12 protein-coding genes and 4 pseudogenes are annotated in these 18,747 nt (G+C 64.7%); 8 read left to right on the forward strand and 8 right to left on the reverse strand.

The features are described 5' to 3' along the window. Positions 1–10: 10 nt before the first annotated feature. On the reverse strand, positions 11–751 hold the full coding sequence (locus tag ACETMP_RS27905; RefSeq protein ID WP_375158663.1) for a 3-deoxy-manno-octulosonate cytidylyltransferase: 741 nt from the start codon (positions 749–751) through the stop codon (positions 11–13). Positions 752–996: 245 nt separating this feature from the next. On the opposite strand from ACETMP_RS27905, the gene ACETMP_RS27910 reads away from it, so the two are divergent. The 6 genes and pseudogenes from ACETMP_RS27910 (at position 997) to ACETMP_RS27935 (ending at position 9,492) form a co-directional block, all read left to right on the forward strand. Further along, complete coding sequence (locus ACETMP_RS27910) at positions 997–1,551, forward strand: c-type cytochrome (RefSeq protein WP_375158664.1); 555 nt, start codon at positions 997–999, stop codon at positions 1,549–1,551. A 211-nt stretch (positions 1,552–1,762) separates the two neighbouring features. Next, positions 1,763–3,663: pseudogene (locus tag ACETMP_RS27915) on the forward strand (extracellular solute-binding protein). Between the two features lie 14 nt (positions 3,664–3,677). Continuing rightward, positions 3,678–5,561 (forward strand): extracellular solute-binding protein, encoded by a 1,884-nt coding sequence (locus tag ACETMP_RS27920; protein ID WP_375158665.1) that lies wholly within the window; start codon positions 3,678–3,680, stop codon positions 5,559–5,561. A gap of 2 nt (positions 5,562–5,563) precedes the next feature. Further along, positions 5,564–6,673, forward strand: coding sequence for a microcin C ABC transporter permease YejB (locus tag ACETMP_RS27925; protein ID WP_028138547.1), 1,110 nt, complete (start codon positions 5,564–5,566; stop codon positions 6,671–6,673). Further along, entirely contained in the window at positions 6,673–7,851 is a 1,179-nt protein-coding gene (locus tag ACETMP_RS27930) for an ABC transporter permease (RefSeq protein WP_028138546.1), read from the forward strand. Before ACETMP_RS27925 ends, ACETMP_RS27930 begins: the two co-directional genes overlap by 1 nt. Positions 7,852–7,855: 4 nt before the next feature. Then, a pseudogene (locus tag ACETMP_RS27935) lies at positions 7,856–9,492 on the forward strand (ABC transporter ATP-binding protein). Between the two features lie 102 nt (positions 9,493–9,594). Here the strand turns inward: ACETMP_RS27935 and ACETMP_RS27940 are convergent. Both ACETMP_RS27940 and ACETMP_RS27945 read right to left on the reverse strand, forming a co-directional pair. Next, on the reverse strand, positions 9,595–10,437 hold the full coding sequence (locus tag ACETMP_RS27940; protein ID WP_375158666.1) for an NlpC/P60 family protein: 843 nt from the start codon (positions 10,435–10,437) through the stop codon (positions 9,595–9,597). Further along, on the reverse strand, positions 10,430–11,800 hold the full coding sequence (locus ACETMP_RS27945; RefSeq protein ID WP_375158667.1) for a M17 family metallopeptidase: 1,371 nt from the start codon (positions 11,798–11,800) through the stop codon (positions 10,430–10,432). The genes ACETMP_RS27940 and ACETMP_RS27945 overlap by 8 nt, the downstream gene beginning before the upstream one ends. Before the next feature lie 196 nt (positions 11,801–11,996). On the opposite strand from ACETMP_RS27945, the gene ACETMP_RS27950 reads away from it, so the two are divergent. After that, positions 11,997–12,200, forward strand: coding sequence for a hypothetical protein (locus ACETMP_RS27950; RefSeq protein WP_126259720.1), 204 nt, complete (start codon positions 11,997–11,999; stop codon positions 12,198–12,200). A gap of 187 nt (positions 12,201–12,387) precedes the next feature. Further along, positions 12,388–13,203 (forward strand): tetratricopeptide repeat protein, encoded by an 816-nt coding sequence (locus tag ACETMP_RS27955; RefSeq protein ID WP_375158668.1) that lies wholly within the window; start codon positions 12,388–12,390, stop codon positions 13,201–13,203. 60 nt (positions 13,204–13,263) lie between these two features. Here ACETMP_RS27955 and ACETMP_RS27960 read toward each other — a convergent pair whose 3' ends face one another. The 5 genes and pseudogenes from ACETMP_RS27960 to ACETMP_RS27980 form a co-directional block, all read right to left on the reverse strand. Further along, the gene (locus tag ACETMP_RS27960) at positions 13,264–14,238 is read right to left on the reverse strand and encodes a type II secretion system F family protein (RefSeq protein ID WP_375158669.1); all 975 of its coding nucleotides are present in this window, start codon (positions 14,236–14,238) and stop codon (positions 13,264–13,266) included. Positions 14,239–14,247: 9 nt separating this feature from the next. Beyond that, entirely contained in the window at positions 14,248–15,225 is a 978-nt protein-coding gene (locus ACETMP_RS27965) for a type II secretion system F family protein (RefSeq protein ID WP_375158670.1), read from the reverse strand. 16 nt (positions 15,226–15,241) lie between these two features. After that, on the reverse strand, positions 15,242–16,711 hold the full coding sequence (locus ACETMP_RS27970; RefSeq protein WP_375158671.1) for a CpaF family protein: 1,470 nt from the start codon (positions 16,709–16,711) through the stop codon (positions 15,242–15,244). 20 nt (positions 16,712–16,731) lie between these two features. Beyond that, a pseudogene (locus ACETMP_RS27975) lies at positions 16,732–18,001 on the reverse strand (CpaE family protein). Continuing rightward, positions 17,998–18,731, reverse strand: a pseudogene (locus tag ACETMP_RS27980) (CpaD family pilus assembly protein). Before ACETMP_RS27980 ends, ACETMP_RS27975 begins: the two co-directional pseudogenes overlap by 4 nt. Between the last annotated feature and the right edge of the window lie 16 nt (positions 18,732–18,747).

Here is an 18,747-nt window from a genome sequence, read left to right on the forward strand (position 1 = left end):
TAACAGCGGCTCAGGATTTGGAAAGGATGCTGCGCGCAGTTTCCAGGTCCGCCGGCGTATCGACCCCGCGGGGCACTGTATCCACGATGGTGAAGTCGATGCGCATTCCGGCCTCCAGTGCGCGGAGCTGCTCGAGCTTTTCCTGCAATTCCAGCGGAGACGGCGGAAGCGAGACGTAGCGCTCCAGCGCGGCGCGGCGGTAGGCATAGAGCCCGATATGGTGGTAACGCGGTCCGTCGCCGTACGGGGCGGTCGCGCGGGTAAAATAAAGCGCGCGCATCCGCCTGCCGCCAAGCGAGGTTCCGATCGCCTTCACCACGCTGGGCGCAAGGTCCTCTTCCTCGGTATGGATCTGCGAGGCCAGGGTCGCGATGTCCACGGCCGGGTCTTGCAGGGGAGGCAGCACCTCGCGGATGTTGTCGATCGTGATGGTTGGGAAATCCCCCTGCAGATTGACCACGATCTCGGCCCTGCCTTCCGGATCGAGCTTCTGCATGGCCTCATGGATGCGGTCGGAGCCTGAGGGGTGATCGGGGCGGGTCATCACCGCCTCGCCGCCATGGGCGGCGACGACGGAGGCGATCTCCGGCGTGTCGGTTGCGACCGCGACCCGGCCGATGGCAGCAGCCTCGGCGCGGCGCAGCACGTGCACGATCATCGGCAGGCCGGCGATATCGGCGAGCGGCTTGCCGGGCAGGCGGGTGGCGGCCATGCGGGCCGGGATCAGCACCAGGATGCGAGGATCGATCATGGGGTCAAGGTCTTGGGGTCAAGGTCTTGGGGCAAGGGTCTGGAAACGGGGCGTTTTTCGCGCCGAGAAAGGGGTGGGGACGAGCCTGAAGCCGGCTCGCTTATACGGGTTGCCAGACCCCGGGCAAACCGATATCTCAATGGCAAAACTCGGGGAAACGATAGCGAACGGTTGATTCTCCCGAGGCTCGTCCTGGCGGCCGCCCGGCCGCTCGATCCTTCTTGCGGTGTGGGGCCTGGCCGGAAATGGACTCTTTCGAACTCAATAAAATTCTCGGTGCCGTGCTCGGCACCTGTCTCTTCTTGCTGGTGACGAGCTTCACCGCGAATGCGCTGTTCTCGCCCAAGGTGCCGGAAAAGCCGGGCTTCGAGATCGCGGTGAAAGAAGATGCCGGCCACGGCAAGGAAGGCGGTGCTGCGGCCGCACCGTCCGAGCCGATCGAAAAGCTGCTCCAGACCGCTTCCATCGAGAAGGGCGCCGCGGCCGCCAAGAAGTGCGGCGCCTGCCACACCTTCGAGAAGGGCGGCCCGAATCGCGTCGGTCCGAACCTCTATGGCGTCGTCGGCGAGCCGAAGGGCCAGGGTCGTGGCGGCTTCAACTTCTCGGCCGCCATCAAGGCCAAGGGCGGCAACTGGACGTTCGACGACCTCAACAAGTTCATCGCCAATCCGAAAGGCTTCATCCCGGGCACCGCGATGGGCTTCGCCGGTATTGCCAAGGATTCCGAGCGCGCCGACGTCATCGCCTATCTGAATTCGCTGTCGGAGCATCCGCAGCCGCTGCCGACGGCCTCGAAGTAAGGCCTCAACAACCTGTCTTGGAAGAGGCGGCCAGGCTGAGAAGCCTGGCCGTTTTCGTATCCGGGCCTCCCGGTGAATTTATCGAGGCGTTTGGCCGCATCTGACGGGCCGTCCGGCCTTTCAAGATGGGGAAAAAGCAACATATTCGGTCGAAACCTCGCCTATATTGGGAACTTAAAGGAGTAACCTCCTTCAAGACAGGGATGTTGATTTGGCCATTACCCGACGCGATCTCCTGCTCACAGGCACTGCGGCCGCAGCGCTTCCTATCCTCGGTTCCGCGGCCGGCGTTCCCGCCATCGGCTCAGCGCAGGCGCAATCAGCAACTGAGCTGCCTTGGCGCCACGCGCTCTCGCTGTTCGGAAAGGTCAAATATCCCGCTGACTTCAAGCGCTTCGACTACGTCAATCCGGAAGCGCCCAAGGGCGGCGCCGCCCGCCAGATCGCCGTCGGCACCTTCGACAATTTCAACATCGTCGTGTCGGGCGTGAAGGGGCAGGTCGCAGGTGCCGTCGCGTTCATCTACGAATCCCTGATGACGGCCTCGCTCGACGAGGTCTCGACCGAGTACGGCGCGCTGGCCGAGGCCGTCAGCCATCCCGACGATTTCTCCTTCGTCACCTACCGCTTGCGGCCGCAGGCCAAATGGCACGACGGCAAGCCGGTGACTGCGGACGACGTGATCTTCTCGCTCGATTCCTTCAAGAAGCACCACCCGATGTACTCGGCCTATTACAGCCATGTGGTCCGGGCTGAGAAGGTGGGCGAGCGCGAGGTGAAATTCGTGTTCGACGCGCCGGGCAACCGCGAGCTGCCGCAGATCGTCGGTCAGCTCACGGTCCTGCCGAAGCATTGGTGGGAGGGGACCGACGCGCAGGGCCGCAAGCGGGACGTTTCGGCGACCACGCTCGAAGTGCCGCTCGGCTCCGGTCCCTACCGGGTCAAGGACTTCGTTGCAGGACGGTCGATCGCGCTTGAACGGGTCAAGGATTATTGGGGCCGCGACCTGCCTGCCAATGTCGGCCGCAACAATTTCGACGAGCTGCGCTACGAATATTTCCGCGACGCCACCGTGGCGATCGAGGCCTTCAAGGCCGACCAGGTCGATTGGCGCACCGAGAACAGCGCGAAGAATTGGGCGACCGCCTACGACTTCCCGGCCGTGACCGACAAGCGTGTGATCCTCGAGGAGTTCGTCAATCGCAGCTCAGGCGTAATGCAGGCCTTCGTGCCGAACCTGCGCCGCGGCAAGTTCAGCGATCCCCGCGTGCGCCGTGCGCTCAACTTTGCGTTCGACTTCGAGGAGATGAACAAGCAGATCTTCTACGGCCAGTACAAGCGCATCAGCAGCTATTTCGATGGCATCGAGGAGCTCATGGCGACCGGCTTGCCGCAGGGCAAGGAGCTCGAGATCTCGAGACCGTGCGCGCCCAGGTCCCACCCGAAGTCTTCACGACGGCCTACAGCAATCCGGTGGGGGGCAGTCCGGAGGCTGTGCGCGAGAATCTGCGTGAGGCGCTGCGCCTGTTCAAGGAAGCCGGCTACGAGGTACGCGATCGCAAGCTGGTCGACGTCAAGACCGGCGCCCAGTTCACCCTGGAACTGCTGAACTCGGATCCGAGCTTCGAGCGGATCACCCTGTTCTACAAGCCGTCATTGGAGCGGCTCGGCATTGCCGTCAGCGTGCGGACAGTCGATCCGACCCAGTACGAGAACAGGACGCGCGAGTGGGATTTCGACATCGTCACCAACTCGTGGGGCGAGTCGCAGTCGCCGGGCAACGAGCAGCGCGAGTTCTGGTCATCCAAGTCGGCCGACATTGCGGGGTCGCGCAATATCGCGGGCATCAAGAATCCGGCCATCGACAAGCTGATCGAGCGCTTGATCTACGCCACCGATCGCGATGATCTCGTCGCAGCCACCAAGGCTCTCGACCGCGTGCTGCTGTGGAATCACTACGTCGTGCCGCAATGGACCTACAACAAGATCCGCACGGCGCGCTGGGACCGCTTCGGCCGGCCGGCGGAATTGCCGAGATATGGTCAGTCCGGCTTCCCGTTCATCTGGTGGTACGACGCGGACAAGGCGGCGCGGATCGCAAAGAAGTCGTGAAGGATATCCCCCGCATGACGCAGATGTCACGCCGCCACGTGCTGGCCTTGGGTGTTGGCGGCGCCCTCGGGGCTTCCATCGGGGCGCCGTTGCGCCGTGCGGGTGCAACGGAAGCCGGGACCGAGGCGCACGGCATCTCGGCGTTCGGCGATCTCAAATATCCCGCCGATTTCCGCCATTTCGAGTACGTCAACGTCGATGCGCCGAAGGGCGGCACGTTCTCCCTGATTCCGTCGGTGCGGGCCTATAACCAGTCCTACCAGACCTTCAACTCGCTCAACGCCTTCATCCTGAAGGGCGATGGCGCGCAAGGCATGGACATGACATTCGCGCCGCTGATGGTGCGCGCGAGCGACGAGCCTGATGCGATGTACGGGCTCGCCGCCAAGTCCGTGCAGATCTCGCCGGACAGGCTGGTCTACCGCTTCACGATGCGGCCGGAGGCGAAATTCCACGACGGCACCAAGCTCACCGCGCACGATGCGGCGTTTTCGCTGATGGCGCTGAAGACCAAGGGGCATCCCCTGATCCTCGTGCAGCTCCGCGACATGGTCGGCGCGGAAGCGGTCGACGATGCAACGCTCGTCGTCACCTTTGCCAAGGGGCGGGCGCGCGACGTGCCACTCTATGCCGCCAGCCTGCCGATCTTCTCGAAGGCCTATTACGCCTCTCGCCCGTTCGATGAATCGTCTCTGGAGATCCCGCTGGGATCGGGTCCGTACAAGGTGAGCAAGTTCGAAGTCAATCGCTACATCGAGTACGAGCGGGTGAAGGACTGGTGGGCTGCCGATCTGCCGCCCTGCCGCGGCACCTATAATTTCGATGTCGTGCGCTATGAGTTCTATCGCGACCGCGATGTCGCCTTCGAGGGGTTCACCGGCAAGAACTATCTCTACCGCGAGGAATTCACCTCGCGCATCTGGGCGACGCGCTATGATTTCGCCGCGGTCAAGGAGGGCCGCGTCAAGCTCGAGGTCGTGCCCGATGACACGCCGTCCGGCGCGCAGGGCTGGTTCATCAATACACGGCGCGACAAGTTCAAGGACCCGCGCGTGCGCGAGGCCCTGATCGATGCTTTCGACTTCGAATGGACCAACAAGACCATCATGTACGGCGCCTATGCCCGTACGGTGTCGCCGTTCCAGAACTCCGATCTCATGGCGAGCAACGGGCCGCCTTCGCCGGACGAGCTGAAGCTGCTGGAGCCGTTCCGCGGCCAGGTTCCTGACGAAGTGTTCGCTGCGCCCTTCGCGCCGCCGGTTTCCGACGGCTCGGGGCAGGACCGCGCTCTCTTGCGCAGGTCGCAGCAGCTGCTCAACGAAGCCGGCTATCCGATCAAGGATGGCAAGCGGATGCTGCCGAGCGGAGAGGTATTCAAGATTGAATTCCTGGCGGAGGAGCCCTCGCTTCAGCCGCATCACGCGCCGTATATCAAGAATTTGGCAACGCTCGGCATCGAAGCAAGCCTCCGCCTCGTCGATGCCGTGCAATATCGCGCGCGCGTGGAGGATTTCGACTTCGACATGACGATCCAGCGCTTCAGCATGTCGGCGACGCCTGGCGATGCCATGCGCGCGTTCTTCTCCTCGCAGGTGGCGAACACCAAGGGCTCGTACAATCTTGCGGGCGTCGCTAGCCCGGCCATCGACGCCATGATCGAGAAGATCATGGCGGCCGACAGCCGCGAGGAGCTGACCGTCGCTTGCCGCGCGTTCGATCGTCTGTTCCGCGCCGGCCGCTATTGGGTGCCGCAATGGTACAACAAGACGCACCGGCTGGCTTACTGGGACCAGTTCGGTCATCCGCCGAAGCTGCCGCGTTATGCCAACGGCGTGGGCGCGCCCGATATCTGGTGGCATGAACCGGCCAAGGCCGCCAAGCTGGAGCAGGCGAAATAATCATGAGCGCCTATATTGCCCGCCGTCTTCTCCTGATGATTCCGACCCTGCTCGGCATCCTCTTCGTCTCCTTCGTCGTGGTGCAGTTCGCGCCGGGCGGCCCGGTCGAGCGCGTGATCGCGCAACTTTCGGGGGCCGATACCGGCGGCACCTCGCGCATTTCGGGCGGCAGTGACTTTGCACAGCGCGCGCCGGGACAAGTCGGCGCCGGCGGCGATGCCATCAACTCGAAATATCGCGGCGCGCAGGGCCTGGATCCCGATTTCATCAAGAAGCTCGAGGCACAGTTCGGCTTCGACAAGCCGGCCCCCGAGCGTTTCGCGCTGATGGTGTGGAATTTCGCCCGCTTTGATTTCGGCAAGAGCTATTTCCGCGACGTCAGCGTGCTCCAGCTCATCAAGGAAAAGCTGCCGGTCTCGATCTCGCTCGGGATCTGGCTGACGCTGATCACCTATCTGATCTCGATCCCGCTCGGCATCCGCAAGGCGGTCAAGGACGGCACGCGCTTCGACACCTGGACGTCGACCATACTCGTGCTGGGCTATGCCATTCCGGGCTTTCTGTTCGCGATCCTTCTCATCATCCTGTTTGCCGGCGGTTCTTTCTTCAACTGGTTCCCGCTGCGCGGACTGACCTCGGACGGCTGGTCGCAGTTTCCCTGGTACTGGAAGATCATCGATTATTTCTGGCACCTGACGCTGCCGCTGATCGCGATGGGATTGGGTGCGTTCACCACCATGACGTTCCTGACCAAGAACTCGTTCCTGGACGAGATTCGCAAGCAGTACGTCATGACCGCGCGCGCCAAGGGCTGCAGCGAGGGCCGGGTGCTTTACGGTCATGTCTTCCGCAACGCGATGCTGATCGTGATCGCGGGCTTCCCCGGCACCTTCATCCACGCCTTCTTTTCGGGCTCGCTTCTGATCGAGACCATCTTCTCGCTGGACGGGCTGGGGCTGCTCAGCTTCGAGAGCGTGCTCAACCGCGACTATCCCGTGGTGTTCGGCACGCTCTACATCTTTTCGCTGGTCGGCCTCGTGATCAACCTGGTCTCCGACCTGACCTACATGTGGATCGACCCCCGGATCGATTTCGAGGCGCGGGAGGTCTGATGACGCTGACCGCGCCGACGCCGATCGAAACCACAGCGAAGTCGCCCCTTGGCGACGCCGTTCCGATCACGCGCAAGCCGTTTGCGCCTTCGCCGCTCAACAGGCGGCGCTGGCAGAACTTCAAGGCCAACCGCCGCGGCTACTGGTCGTTCTGGATCTTCATCGCCCTGTTCGTTGTCTCGCTGTTCGCCGAGCTGATCGCCAACGATCGTCCCTTCCTGATCAAGTTCGACGGCCGTCTCTATTGGCCCGCTTTCGTGACCTATTCGGAAACCACCTTCGGCGGCGATTTCGAGACGGCGGCCGACTATCGCGATCCGTATTTGCAGAAGCTGATCAAGGACAAGAACGGCAGCATCGTCTGGCCGCTGATCCGCTATTCCTACGACACCCACAATCTCGACCTGCCGACGCCGGCGCCGTCGCCGCCGACCTGGATGCTGACCGAGAAGCAGTGCCAGCCGGTGGTGGAGAAGAAGGGGCTGAAGAGCTGCCGCGACCTCGAATACAACTGGCTCGGCACCGACGACCAGGGCCGCGACGTCGTCGCGCGGCTGATCTATGGCTTCCGCATCTCGGTGCTGTTCGGCCTTTGCCTCACCATCATCTCGTCCGTCATCGGCATCGCCGCCGGCGCGGTGCAGGGGTATTTCGGCGGTCGGGTCGATCTGATCTTCCAGCGCTTCATCGAGATCTGGACGGCGATTCCCTCGCTTTATCTTCTGCTGATCCTGTCCTCGGTGCTCGTGCCCGGCTTCTTCGTGCTGCTTGGCATCCTCCTGCTGTTCTCCTGGGTCTCGCTGGTCGGTCTGGTGCGGGCCGAATTCCTGCGCGGGCGCAACTTCGAATACATCCAGGCGGCGCGGGCCCTCGGCGTGTCCAACCCGGTCATCATGTTCCGCCACCTGCTGCCGAATGCGATGGTTGCGACCATGACGTTCCTGCCCTTCATCGTGTCGAGCTCGGTGATGACGCTAACGGCGCTCGATTTTCTGGGCTTCGGCCTGCCGCCGGGCTCGCCTTCGCTGGGCGAATTGCTGTCGCAGGCCAAGTCCAACGTGCAGGCGCCCTGGCTCGGCTTCTCCGGCTTCTTCTCGGTCGCGATCATGCTGTCGCTCCTGATCTTCATCGGCGAAGCGGTGCGCGACGCCTTCGATCCGCGCAAGACGTTCAGGTAAGGTCATGGACGCGATCAATCAGCCCCTGCTTGCCGTTCGCGACCTCTCGGTGGCTTTCCACCAGGGCGGCGCCACCACGCTCGCGGTCGACAAGGTCTCGTTCCAGATCAAGCGCGGCGAATGCCTGGCGCTGGTCGGCGAATCCGGCTCCGGCAAGTCGGTCAGCGCGCTCTCGATCCTGAAGCTGCTGCCCTATCCGAACGCCTCGCATCCCTCGGGCAGCATCCGCTTCAAGGGGCAGGAGCTGATCGACCGCTCGGAGCAAGAGATGCGGGAGATTCGCGGCAGCGATATCTCCATCATCTTCCAGGAGCCGATGACCTCGCTCAATCCGCTGCACACAATCGAGGCGCAGATCGGCGAGATCATCCAGTTGCACAATCCGACCAGCAACGCGGAGGCCCGCAGGCGGACGCTGGAGCTGCTGACGCAGGTCGGCATTCCCGAGCCCGAGACGCGGCTGAACAGCTATCCGCATCAGCTTTCCGGCGGCCAGCGCCAGCGGTGATGATCGCGATGGCGCTCGCCAACGAACCGGATCTGTTGATCGCGGACGAGCCGACGACGGCGCTCGACGTCACCGTGCAGGCGCAGATCCTGGCGCTGCTCGCCGACATCCGCTCGCGGCTCGGCATGAGCCTGCTGTTCATCACCCACGATCTCGGCATCGTGCGCCGCATCGCCGACACGGTCTGTGTCATGAAGAACGGCGAGATCGTCGAGCAGGGGCCGGTCGAGCAGGTCTTCAGGACGCCGAAGCATCCCTATACGCGCGACCTGCTCGCGGCGGAGCCGAAGCCGGATCCTGCGCCGCCGCAGCCGGACGCAGCGGTGGTGATGTCGGTCAACGATCTGAAAGTGTGGTTTCCGATCAAGCGCGGCCTGATGCGCAAGACGGTCGGTCACATCAAGGCGGTCGACGGTGTCAGCGTCGCCGTGCGCAAGGGCGAGACGCTCGGTGTCGTCGGCGAATCCGGTTCGGGCAAGACCACGCTGGGGCTGGCGCTGCTGCGGCTGATCTCCTCGAGCGGGCGCATCGTGTTCCTGGGCAAGGATATCCAGGGGCTGCGCTTCAAGGAGATGCGTCCGTTCCGGCGCGACATGCAGATCGTGTTTCAGGACCCGTTCGGCTCGCTCTCGCCGCGCATGTCGATCGCCGACATCATTGCCGAAGGCCTCTCCGTGCATCAGCCGAAGCTGTCGCGTGAGGAGCGTGAGGCGCGCGTCGTCAAGGCGCTGGAAGACGTCGGGCTGAAGCCCGATACGCGCTTCCGCTATCCCCACGAATTCTCCGGCGGCCAGCGCCAGCGCATCTCGATCGCACGCGCGGTGGTACTGGAGCCGGATTTCGTCGTGCTCGACGAGCCGACCAGCGCGCTCGACATGCTGTTCCAGGCCCAGATGGTCGATCTGTTGCGGGAGCTGCAGCGCAAGCGCGAGCTCACCTACATGTTCATCTCGCACGATCTGCGCGTCGTCGCCTCGCTTGCGAGCCATTTGATCGTGATGCGCGGCGGCAAAGTCGTCGAAGAGGGACAGGCCGCCGAGCTGTTCAAGAACCCGAAAACCGATTACACGCGCGCGCTGTTCGCCGCCGCGTTCCGGCTGGAGACGGCGGGGAACGGCTCGGTGGCGACGTAAGAAGTGTCATTCCGGAGCAGCGCGAACCCGGAAATCTCGCGCCATAGCTTTCTGGATTTCCGGGTTCACGCGCGATGCGCGTGCCCCGGAAGGACGGCGCAACTAGAGCCGCTTGATCGCAACGACCTCGCTGCCGGCCTGCCTGATTCGCGCAATCGCCGGCTCGATCGGCTCGATCACGGTTGCCATGTGATGCGCATTGGCGTGAACCATGGTGCTGCCGTCGCGGGCGATCGCGACATGGCCCTTCCAGAAGATCAGATCGCCGCGCCGCAAGCGGCTTCGCTCATGCGGCTCCAGTGCGCGGCCGAGACCGGCGAGCTGCATGTCGCTGTCGCGCGGGCAGCCGATCCCCGCTGCGGTCAGCGAGACCTGGACGAGGCCGGAGCAGTCGATGCCGAGACTGCTCTTGCCGCCCCAAAGATAGGGCGTGCCGACGAAGCGCTCGGCGATTGCGACGAAATCCGGCTCGCGATGATCGAGCGGGGCAATATGTGTTTTCGGCAGATATCTGCCGTCGTGCGTCACGGCAAAGCTGCCGTCCTCGCGCGCCACGGCGAGCCTGGATCCCATCACGAGCGTCTCGGCCGGCGGCAGCTTGATCGACGGGCCGGGGAAGGCAAATGTCCGCAATGCGCTGACCACGTGGGTCGGGGCGGCCGACGGCTTCACGAGCGCCGCATCCGGCAGCCAGCCGACATAGCCATCGCCATTGAGCTGGCCCCACGCCCAACCCTCGCCGTTGCGGTCGTAGACCGTGACACGCTCGCCGCGCAGGGCCTCCGTCATCAGCATCGCGCTCGAGGACGGCTGCTCGCGCACCGGCGCGACCGGCTCGATCACCTCGAATTCCTGGCCCGCGACGAAGCGTTCCGCCTGCACCTGGCCTTCGAGATATTTCGCGGCGAGGTCGCCCCGCGCCGGTGTTATTCGAAGATCATGCATAGCGCTCGCTCAGCAAGGTGTAGATGGCGCGCGCGGCCTGGCACTCGCCGCCTTCGGGGCGTGCCGGCTTGGCCGACGGCGTCCAGCCGTAGATGTCGACGTGCAGCCAGCTGCCGGCGTGCTCGACGAAGCGTTGCAGGAACAGCGCGCAGGTGATCGAGCCGGCAAAGCCGCCCGATGGCGCATTGGTGATCGTTGCCGTCTTGGAGTCCAGCCACTGATCGTAAGGCGGCCACAGCGGCATGCGCCACAACGGATCGTTCTCCTTCACCGCGCAGCGCGCAAGGTCGGCGGCGAGGGTCTCGTCATTGGTGTAGAAGGGCGGCAGATCCGGCCCGAGCGCGACACGCGCCGCGCCGGTCAGCGTGCCCAGGTCGATCAGCAGGTCGGGCTTCTCCTCGTCGGCCAGCGCCAGCGCGTCGGCGAGCACCAGGCGTCCCTCCGCGTCGGTGTTGCCGATCTCGACCGTGATGCCCTTGCGCGAGGTGAAGATATCGAGCGGGCGGAAGGCATTGCCGCCGACCGCGTTCTCCACCGCGGGAATCAGCACGCGAAGGCGCACCTTCAGCTTCGCATCCATCACCATGCGCGCCAGCGCCAGCACGTTGGCGGCGCCGCCCATGTCCTTCTTCATGATCAGCATGCCGCTCGACGGCTTGAGGTCGAGCCCGCCGGTGTCGAAGCAGACGCCCTTGCCGACCAGCGTCACCTTGGGATGATCGGGATCGCCCCAACTGATGTCGATCAGCCGCGGCGCGCGGCTCGAGGCCATGCCGACGGCGTGAATCAGCGGGAAGTGCTTCTCCAACTCCTCGCCGATGGTGCAGGCGAAGCTCGCGCCGAACTCGGCGGCGAGGGCTTGCGCGGCGGCGGCGAGTTCGTCCGGCCCCATGTCGTTGGAGGGCGTGTTGATGAGGTCGCGGGCCAGCATCGCCGCACCGGCGATCCGCTCGATCTCGGCGGGGTCGACGCCATCAGGCGGCACCAGCCGGACCTCGGGCCTGTCAGCCTTGCGGTAGCGCGCGAAGCGGTAGGTGCCGAGCGCAAAGGCGAGCGCCGCCAGCCGTGTATCGTGCGGCGCATTGGCAAAGCGATAAGTGCCCGGCGGCAGCAGCCGGGGCAGGGCGCCGGGCCGGAACAGGTCGCGCGATCTTGCACCCTCATCCTCGAGGCCGAACAGCACCTGTGCGATCGTGCCATCGGGCGCGGGCAGGGCGAGATAACCGCCGGGCTTGGCAGCAAAGGCGCATGAGGCGGCGAACTGGCGTTGCGGCGGCGGCAGCGCCTCGGCGACCTGATCCCAGCTCGATTTCGTGACGAACGTGATCGGGATGGCGGTGGATGACGTCTCGAAGAAAGGCATTGGCGGGTCCGGATCGTCGGATCAAACGGGTGATGCGAACGGACGAGACTTCGCAGAGTTTCGCCGCGGCTGCAATCGGCTTTGCTGACACCGTTTCGGCGAGGCGCTACTCGCGGCAAGGGGGCCATGCTAGGTTCCGGCAAGGGTCGCCAGGGCTGGAGATCGGGCGACGACAAACGCGCCGGGAGGACATGCAATGGAATTTGTGTGGAGCGTGGTCACGTTCATCGGCCATGCCGTCGAGGCGATCTTTGGCTATGTCGAGCACCACCATTGGATCTTCGCGCTCCTTGCCGGCGGTTATGTGTTCTATCTCCACGACCGCTCGGTCCACGCGCGGTTCGATGCGCTCGACAAGCGCGTCGACGAAATCCGCAAGCGGCTTGCGATCGAATATTGAGGGCGGCGATCGATGCGGGATCCGGACCGGCAGGTGAGGGCGCTCGGCCTCGATCTCGACCTTGGCCCAGGGCTGCCGCACGCCTGGGTGAGGTGCGGCCTGGGAAGCGGCGTTAACCCGCCGTTAGGGTTAACAGCCTATTGCTGGCGCGTTCGGCTCGATCAATCGGCTCGAGAGTCAAGGCGTCATGCGTCAACGGTTCAGTCTCGCCCGGCTTCTTGCGTCCACCTCGCTGGTCGCGGTGGTCGCCATGGGCCTCGGCGGCTGCACGGGCATGTCGAAGCTCTCCGACGTGACGGGCTCGCTCGGCGGACCACGGGCAGAGGCGGCGCCCACCGATCCCGCGCGCGCCGTCGAGGTCTATGGCGAGCGCTACCGTGCCAACCCCAGGGACGCCGAGGCGGCGCTGGCCTATGGCCAGGCCTTGCGCGCCAACGGCCAACGCGCCCAGGCCGCCGCCGTGCTGGAGCAGGCGACCATCGCCAATCCCGGCAACAAGGCGCTGCTCGCGCAGTATGGCCGCGCGCTCGCCGACAACGGCAATTTCCAGCAGGCCTACGACGTCCTGTCGAAAGCGCATTCGCCTGATAATCCTGATTGGCGCCTGCTCTCGGTGCAGGGCACCGCGCTGGACCAGATGGGCCGTCACGGAGAGGCGCGCTCCTATTATGCGAGCGCGCTCAAGATCGCGCCGGGTGATCCCGGCGTGCTTTCCAATCTCGGCCTGTCCTACATGCTGTCGAAGGATCTGCCCAAGGCCGAAGAGGCGTTGCGGCAAGCCTACGCCTCGCCGCGCGCCAGCAGCCGGGTGCGGCAAAATCTCGGCCTCGTCGTCGGTCTCCAGGGCCGCTTCGCCGAGGCCGAGACCATCGTGAAAGCGGATCTGCCGCCGGATCAGGCCGCGGCCAATGTCACCTATCTCAAGGACATGCTGAGCCGCAGCGACAATCATCGTGGCGGGCCGAAGCGGACCCCGGTCGCCGCGCTCAACCAGCCCGACTGATCAGGATCTGATCCTCAGCATTCCAAGCCGTCCCACGGACCGCGCCGTCGACGGCTCGTGTCACTGCATCTCGGTGATCTTGATGCCGGTCGGTCCGAGAATGACGACGAACAGCACCGGCAGGAAGAACAGGATCATCGGCACCGTCAGCTTCGGCGGCAACGCGGCGGCCTTCTTCTCGGCCTCGGTCATCCGCATGTCGCGGTTTTCCTGTGCCATGACGCGCAAGGACTGACCGAGCGGGGTGCCGTAGCGTTCCGCCTGCTGAAGCGCGAGACAGACCGACTTGACGCCGTCGAGCCCGGTGCGTCGCGCCAAATTCTCATAGGCGACCTTGCGGTCCTGCAGGTAGGACAACTCGGCCGTGGTCAGCGTGAACTCCTCCGACAGCGCAATCGACTGTCCCACGATTTCGGTGGCGACCTTCCGGAACGCCATTTCGACCGACATGCCGGATTCGATGCAGATCAGGAGCAGGTCGAGCGCATCGGGAAAGGCGCGCTTGATCGAGAGCTGGCGCTTGGAGATCGCATTCTTGAGGAACAGCATCGGCGCCTGGAGGCCGAGATAGGCCGCGCCGATGCAGATGCCGATCTTGATCGGCACCGGCTTGTCCATGTGCGCGATCACGAAGACGTAGATGAGCGAGCCGACGAAGAGCACGATCGGGGTGACCAGGCGGGCAAACAGAAAGGTGATGTAGGGCGCCTGGCCGCGGTAACCGGCCATGACGAGCTTGTCCCGCGCCGCCTCTTGCGCGAGCCATTTGGTGAGGTTGAAGTCCTCCACGACCTTGGAGACGAGCTGCTTCGGCGTTTGGCGCAGCGAGACCTTTTCGTTCTTGTGAAGGCGCTCACGCTCGCGCTGCCGAATGCGCTCGCGCTCGCTCGCGACCGCCTTCATGCGCTTGGAGAGTCCCTCGCCCGCGAACAGCGGCATCACCAGCGTGTAGACGGTGGCGCTGGCGGCGATGGCCGCCAGCAGCATCGTCATGAAGCGGACGTCGTGCAGTTTCGAAACGAGGAACTCGACCATGCGGCACCGTCAGAAGTCGAAATTGATCATCTTCTTCATCACCATGATGCCGATCGACATCCAGACGACGCAGCCGACCAGCATCAGCTGGCCGGTGGGATGAGTCCAAAGCAGCGAGATGTAGTGCGGCGTCGTGAGATAGACGAGGAACATCACGATCGGCGGCAGCGAGCCGATGATGCCGGCGGAGGCCTTGGCTTCCATCGACATCGCCTGGATCTTCTCTTTCATCTTCTTGCGGTCGCGCAGCACCTTTGAGAGGTTGCCCAACGCCTCGGAGAGGTTGCCGCCCGACTTTTGCTGGATCGAGATGACGATGCCGAAAAAGTTGGCTTCGGGCAGCGGCATGCGCTCATAGAGCCGGGAGCAAGCCTCGCCCAGCGGCATGCCGATCGCCTGCGTCTCGATGATGGCGAGGAATTCGCTGCGCAGCGGCTCGGGCGAATCGGCCGCGACGACCTTGATCGATTCGAACAGCGGCAGGCCGGCCTTGATGCCGCGGACGATGACGTCGACCGCGTCGGGCAGTGCCTTCAGGAACTTGTCTTCGCGGCGCTTCTTCAGGAAGCCGAGGGCCCTGCGCGGCAGGCCAAAACCTCCGGCAAAGGCGAGACCGGCGGCGCCGAGCAGGCCGCCGCCGACGAACAGGGCCGCCGCGAACAAGACGCCCGCCACGACGGCGGACACGATCCAGAATTTCTGCGGCGTCCAGTCCAGGCCGGCCTGGGAAATGCGGATATTGAGCGGAACGCTCTTCTCCTGCTGACGTCGTGCCTCGAGATCCTTCAGCGACGTTTCGACCTGCTCGCGGCGCGATCGCTGGCTCTTTTCGCTCTGCTTGGCCATCGGCGCGTCGGCACGCGAGATGGAGGCGCGCCGGCTTTCCGCCTTCCGCTCCCCGGAGAGCAGCGGATAGAGGAAGACCCAGGCGATGCCGCCGACCGCGGCGGTGGCCAGAAATGCGAGGGCGAGGACTTGTATGTTCATGGCGTCGCTGACCTGCTCACGTCGTCGGCGCCACTTCCGCGGCGTCGAGAGCCGCGGCAAGGCGCTTCTCCTCGCCGTAATAGCGGGCGCGTTCCCAGAACTTCGGACGGCCGATGCCGGTCGAGCGGTGGCGGCCGATGATCTTGCCGTTGGCGTCCTCGCCGATCATGTCGTAGAGGAAGATGTCCTGGGTGATGATCGTGTCGCCTTCCATGCCCATCACCTCGGTGATGTGGGTGATGCGGCGCGAGCCGTCGCGCAGGCGCGCGGCCTGGACGATGACGTCGATCGAGGCGCAGATCATCTCGCGGATCGTTCGCGAGGGCAGCGAAAAGCCGCCCATCGTGATCATGGATTCGCAGCGCGACAGCGCTTCGCGCGGATTGTTGGCATGCAGCGTGCCCATCGACCCGTCATGGCCGGTGTTCATGGCCTGGAGCAGGTCGAACGCCTCGGGTCCGCGGACTTCGCCGACGATGATGCGTTCGGGTCGCATACGCAGGCAGTTGCGCACCAATTCGCGCATGGTGACCTGGCCCTCGCCCTCGATGTTGGGCGGACGGGTTTCCAGCCGCACCACATGGGGCTGCTGGAGCTGAAGCTCGGCGGCGTCCTCGCAGGTGATGACGCGCTCGTCGTGCTCGATGTAATTGGTCAGGCAGTTGAGCAGCGTCGTCTTGCCGGAGCCCGTACCGCCGGAGATCAGCACGTTGCAGCGGACGCGGCCGATGATCTGGAGGATCTCGGCACCCTCCGGCGAGATCGCGCCGAACTTGACGAGCTGATCCAGCGTCAGCTTGTCCTTCTTGAACTTGCGGATGGTGAGCGTCGGGCCGTCGATCGACAACGGCGGCACGATGGCGTTGACGCGGGAGCCGTCGGCGAGGCGTGCGTCGCAGATCGGCGAGGATTCGTCGACGCGCCGGCCGACCTGGCTGACGATGCGTTGGCAGATGTTGAGGAGCTGCTGGTTGTCGCGAAAGCGGATGCCGGTGCGCTGGATCTTGCCGGCGACTTCGATGTAGACGGTGTTGGCGCCGTTGACCATGATGTCGGCGATATCGTCGCGCGACAACAGCGGCTCGAGCGGGCCGTAGCCGAGAACGTCGTTGCAGATGTCGTCGAGCAGTTCCTCCTGCTCGGCGATCGACATCACGATGTTCTTGATCGCGATGATCTCGTTGACGATGTCGCGGATTTCCTCGCGGGCGGATTCCGAATCCAGCTTGGCCAGCTGGGCGAGGTCGATCGCCTCGATCAGCGCGCCGAAGATGGTCGCCTTGACCTCGTAATAATTGTCGGAACGCCGGCTCTCCATGGGCGGGGGCGGCGGGGCCTTGGCGGGAGCAAGCGGCGGCGAGGCGACGGCCGGCGGCGGCGGGGCGCGCGACACCGTCGGCGCCGGAGCCTGGACAGGCTCGAGCGACACGGCGCCGGGCTTGGGCGCCCGAAGATCGGTGTCTGTTCCGCTACGCTTACCGAACACTTAACAACTCCATGCGGCGGCTATTTTCCCCGCAACTTGTCAATCAGGGGTGAAAACAGGGACGACTTTTTGCTTCTTGGTTTCGCTGCGGCCGGTCAGGCGCTGGGCGATCTGAAGGAACATCTCGATCGATTTGTGGTTGGCGGAGATCTCCGCGATCATCTGGCCGTTGTTGGCCGCCGAGCCGAAGATCTGCGGCTCGAACGGGATCGAGACGATCGGCTGGCTCTCGATCGCCTTGGCGAACTCCGCGGCGGCGATTTCGGGCCTTTTCGGCACGCCGACCTGATTCAGGCAGTAGAGCGGCGGCCGGTCGTTGGGGCGCGCGGCCTTCAACAGGTCGAACAGGTTCTTGGTATTGCGCAGATTGGCAAGGTCAGGGGCGGCCACGATCAGAATGTCGTCCGCTCCGATCAAGGCGCGCTTGGTCCAGCCCGACCATTGGTGCGGAATGTCGAGCACGATGCACGGCATGGTAGAGCGCAGCGTGTCGAACACGGAGTCGAAGGCATCGGTGCCGAAATCATAGACCCGGTCGAGCGTCGCCGGCGCCGCCAGCAGGCTGAGATGGTCAGTACATTTCGACAGCAGGCGGTCGATAAAGGCGGTGTCGACGCGATCGGGTGAGAACACGGCGTCGGCAATGCCCTGCGGCGGATCCTGGTTGTAGTCGAGCCCGGCGGTCCCGAAGGCCAGGTCGAGATCGGCGACGACGGCATCCATTGCAAGGTCGCGCGCGATCGCCCAGGCGACGTTGTGCGAGATGGTGGAAGCCCCGACGCCCCCCTTGGCGCCGACCACGGCGATGATGCGGCCGACCGCCTTGGCTTCCGGCGCCGAGAACAGGTTGCAGATCGATCGTACGACGTCGATCGCGCCGACCGGCGCGAGCACATAGTCGCTGACGCCGCGGCGCACCAGCTCGCGGTAGAGCGTGACGTCGTTGATGCGGCCGATCACGACCACGCGGGTGCCGGCGTCGCAGACGGTGGCGAGCTGGTCGAGCCCGCCCAGGAGGTCATTACGGCCGTCGCTCTCGAGCACGATCACGTTCGGCGTCGGAGCCGAGCGGTAGGCTTCGATCGCGGCCGCCATGCCGCCCATCTGGATCTTCAGATGGGCCTTGCCGAGGCGGCGATCCTCGCCGGCCGACTGCACCGCGGCCGCGGTCTCGACCGTCTCGCAGAAAGCCTGGACGGAGACGCGCGGCGCGGGCGCGATATGCTCCTCGACCGGCGGAGGCGGTGCTTCCGGCTGCTCTTCGTGTGTCTGGCGAGCGTAACTGATCATTTGCCGGTATCGCTGAGTTTGGCCTTGTCGGCTTCGGGATAGGTGGTCGCGCTCGTGAGTCCCTTGCGATACTTCTCGAGACCGGTGATGCGCCGGGGGTGTAGGACGGCGTCTCAGGCCGCGGCTGCTCGAGGTCCGACGGATTGTCGACCATCGCCGCGAGGTTGCGCTGATAGGCGCAGCCGTAATTGTAGTATTCCTTGTTCTCGAACCAGCTCTTGTTCTTGATCGAAGGGCCGATGTCGTCCGGCCACAGGCCGCAGGGGCCTGCGATCGCCGCGATCTTGGAATAGGTGAGACGGATCGGCGGCAGGAAGCGCTTGTCCTCTGGCTGGTAGGGGCGAATGTTGACGCCCCGCGGCGGAACGCCTGCCGCGGCCAGCATCGCCTGGATTTCGCGCATCGTGTCCGCGACCGGTCGCGCATTGGGCGTGCCGGACGGCACGTCGATGCGGATGGCACCGGTGCCTTCGTGCAGCCATGCCGAGGCGACGCCCATCACGTCCGCGCGCTGGGCAGCGGTCAATCCGCCGCGGGCATGGCCGACGAAGACGACGATCGAGCGGTTCTGCTCCTCGATTGCGATCGGGTGGCGCTGCTTGTAGTCGCTGGGAATCGAGGCGGTGACGACCTCGTCGTGCTGGCAGCCACAGAGCGCGAGCGCCATTGCGACCAGCGCGCCACCGAGATGGAGGGCGCGCTTGCGAAGCTGGGGTGGTCTTATGATCATCGTGAAGTCCCCGTTC

Origin of the sequence: Bradyrhizobium dasycarpum (genome assembly GCF_042019905.1) — a bacterium.
Lineage (GTDB): Bacteria > Pseudomonadota > Alphaproteobacteria > Rhizobiales > Xanthobacteraceae > Bradyrhizobium > Bradyrhizobium japonicum_B.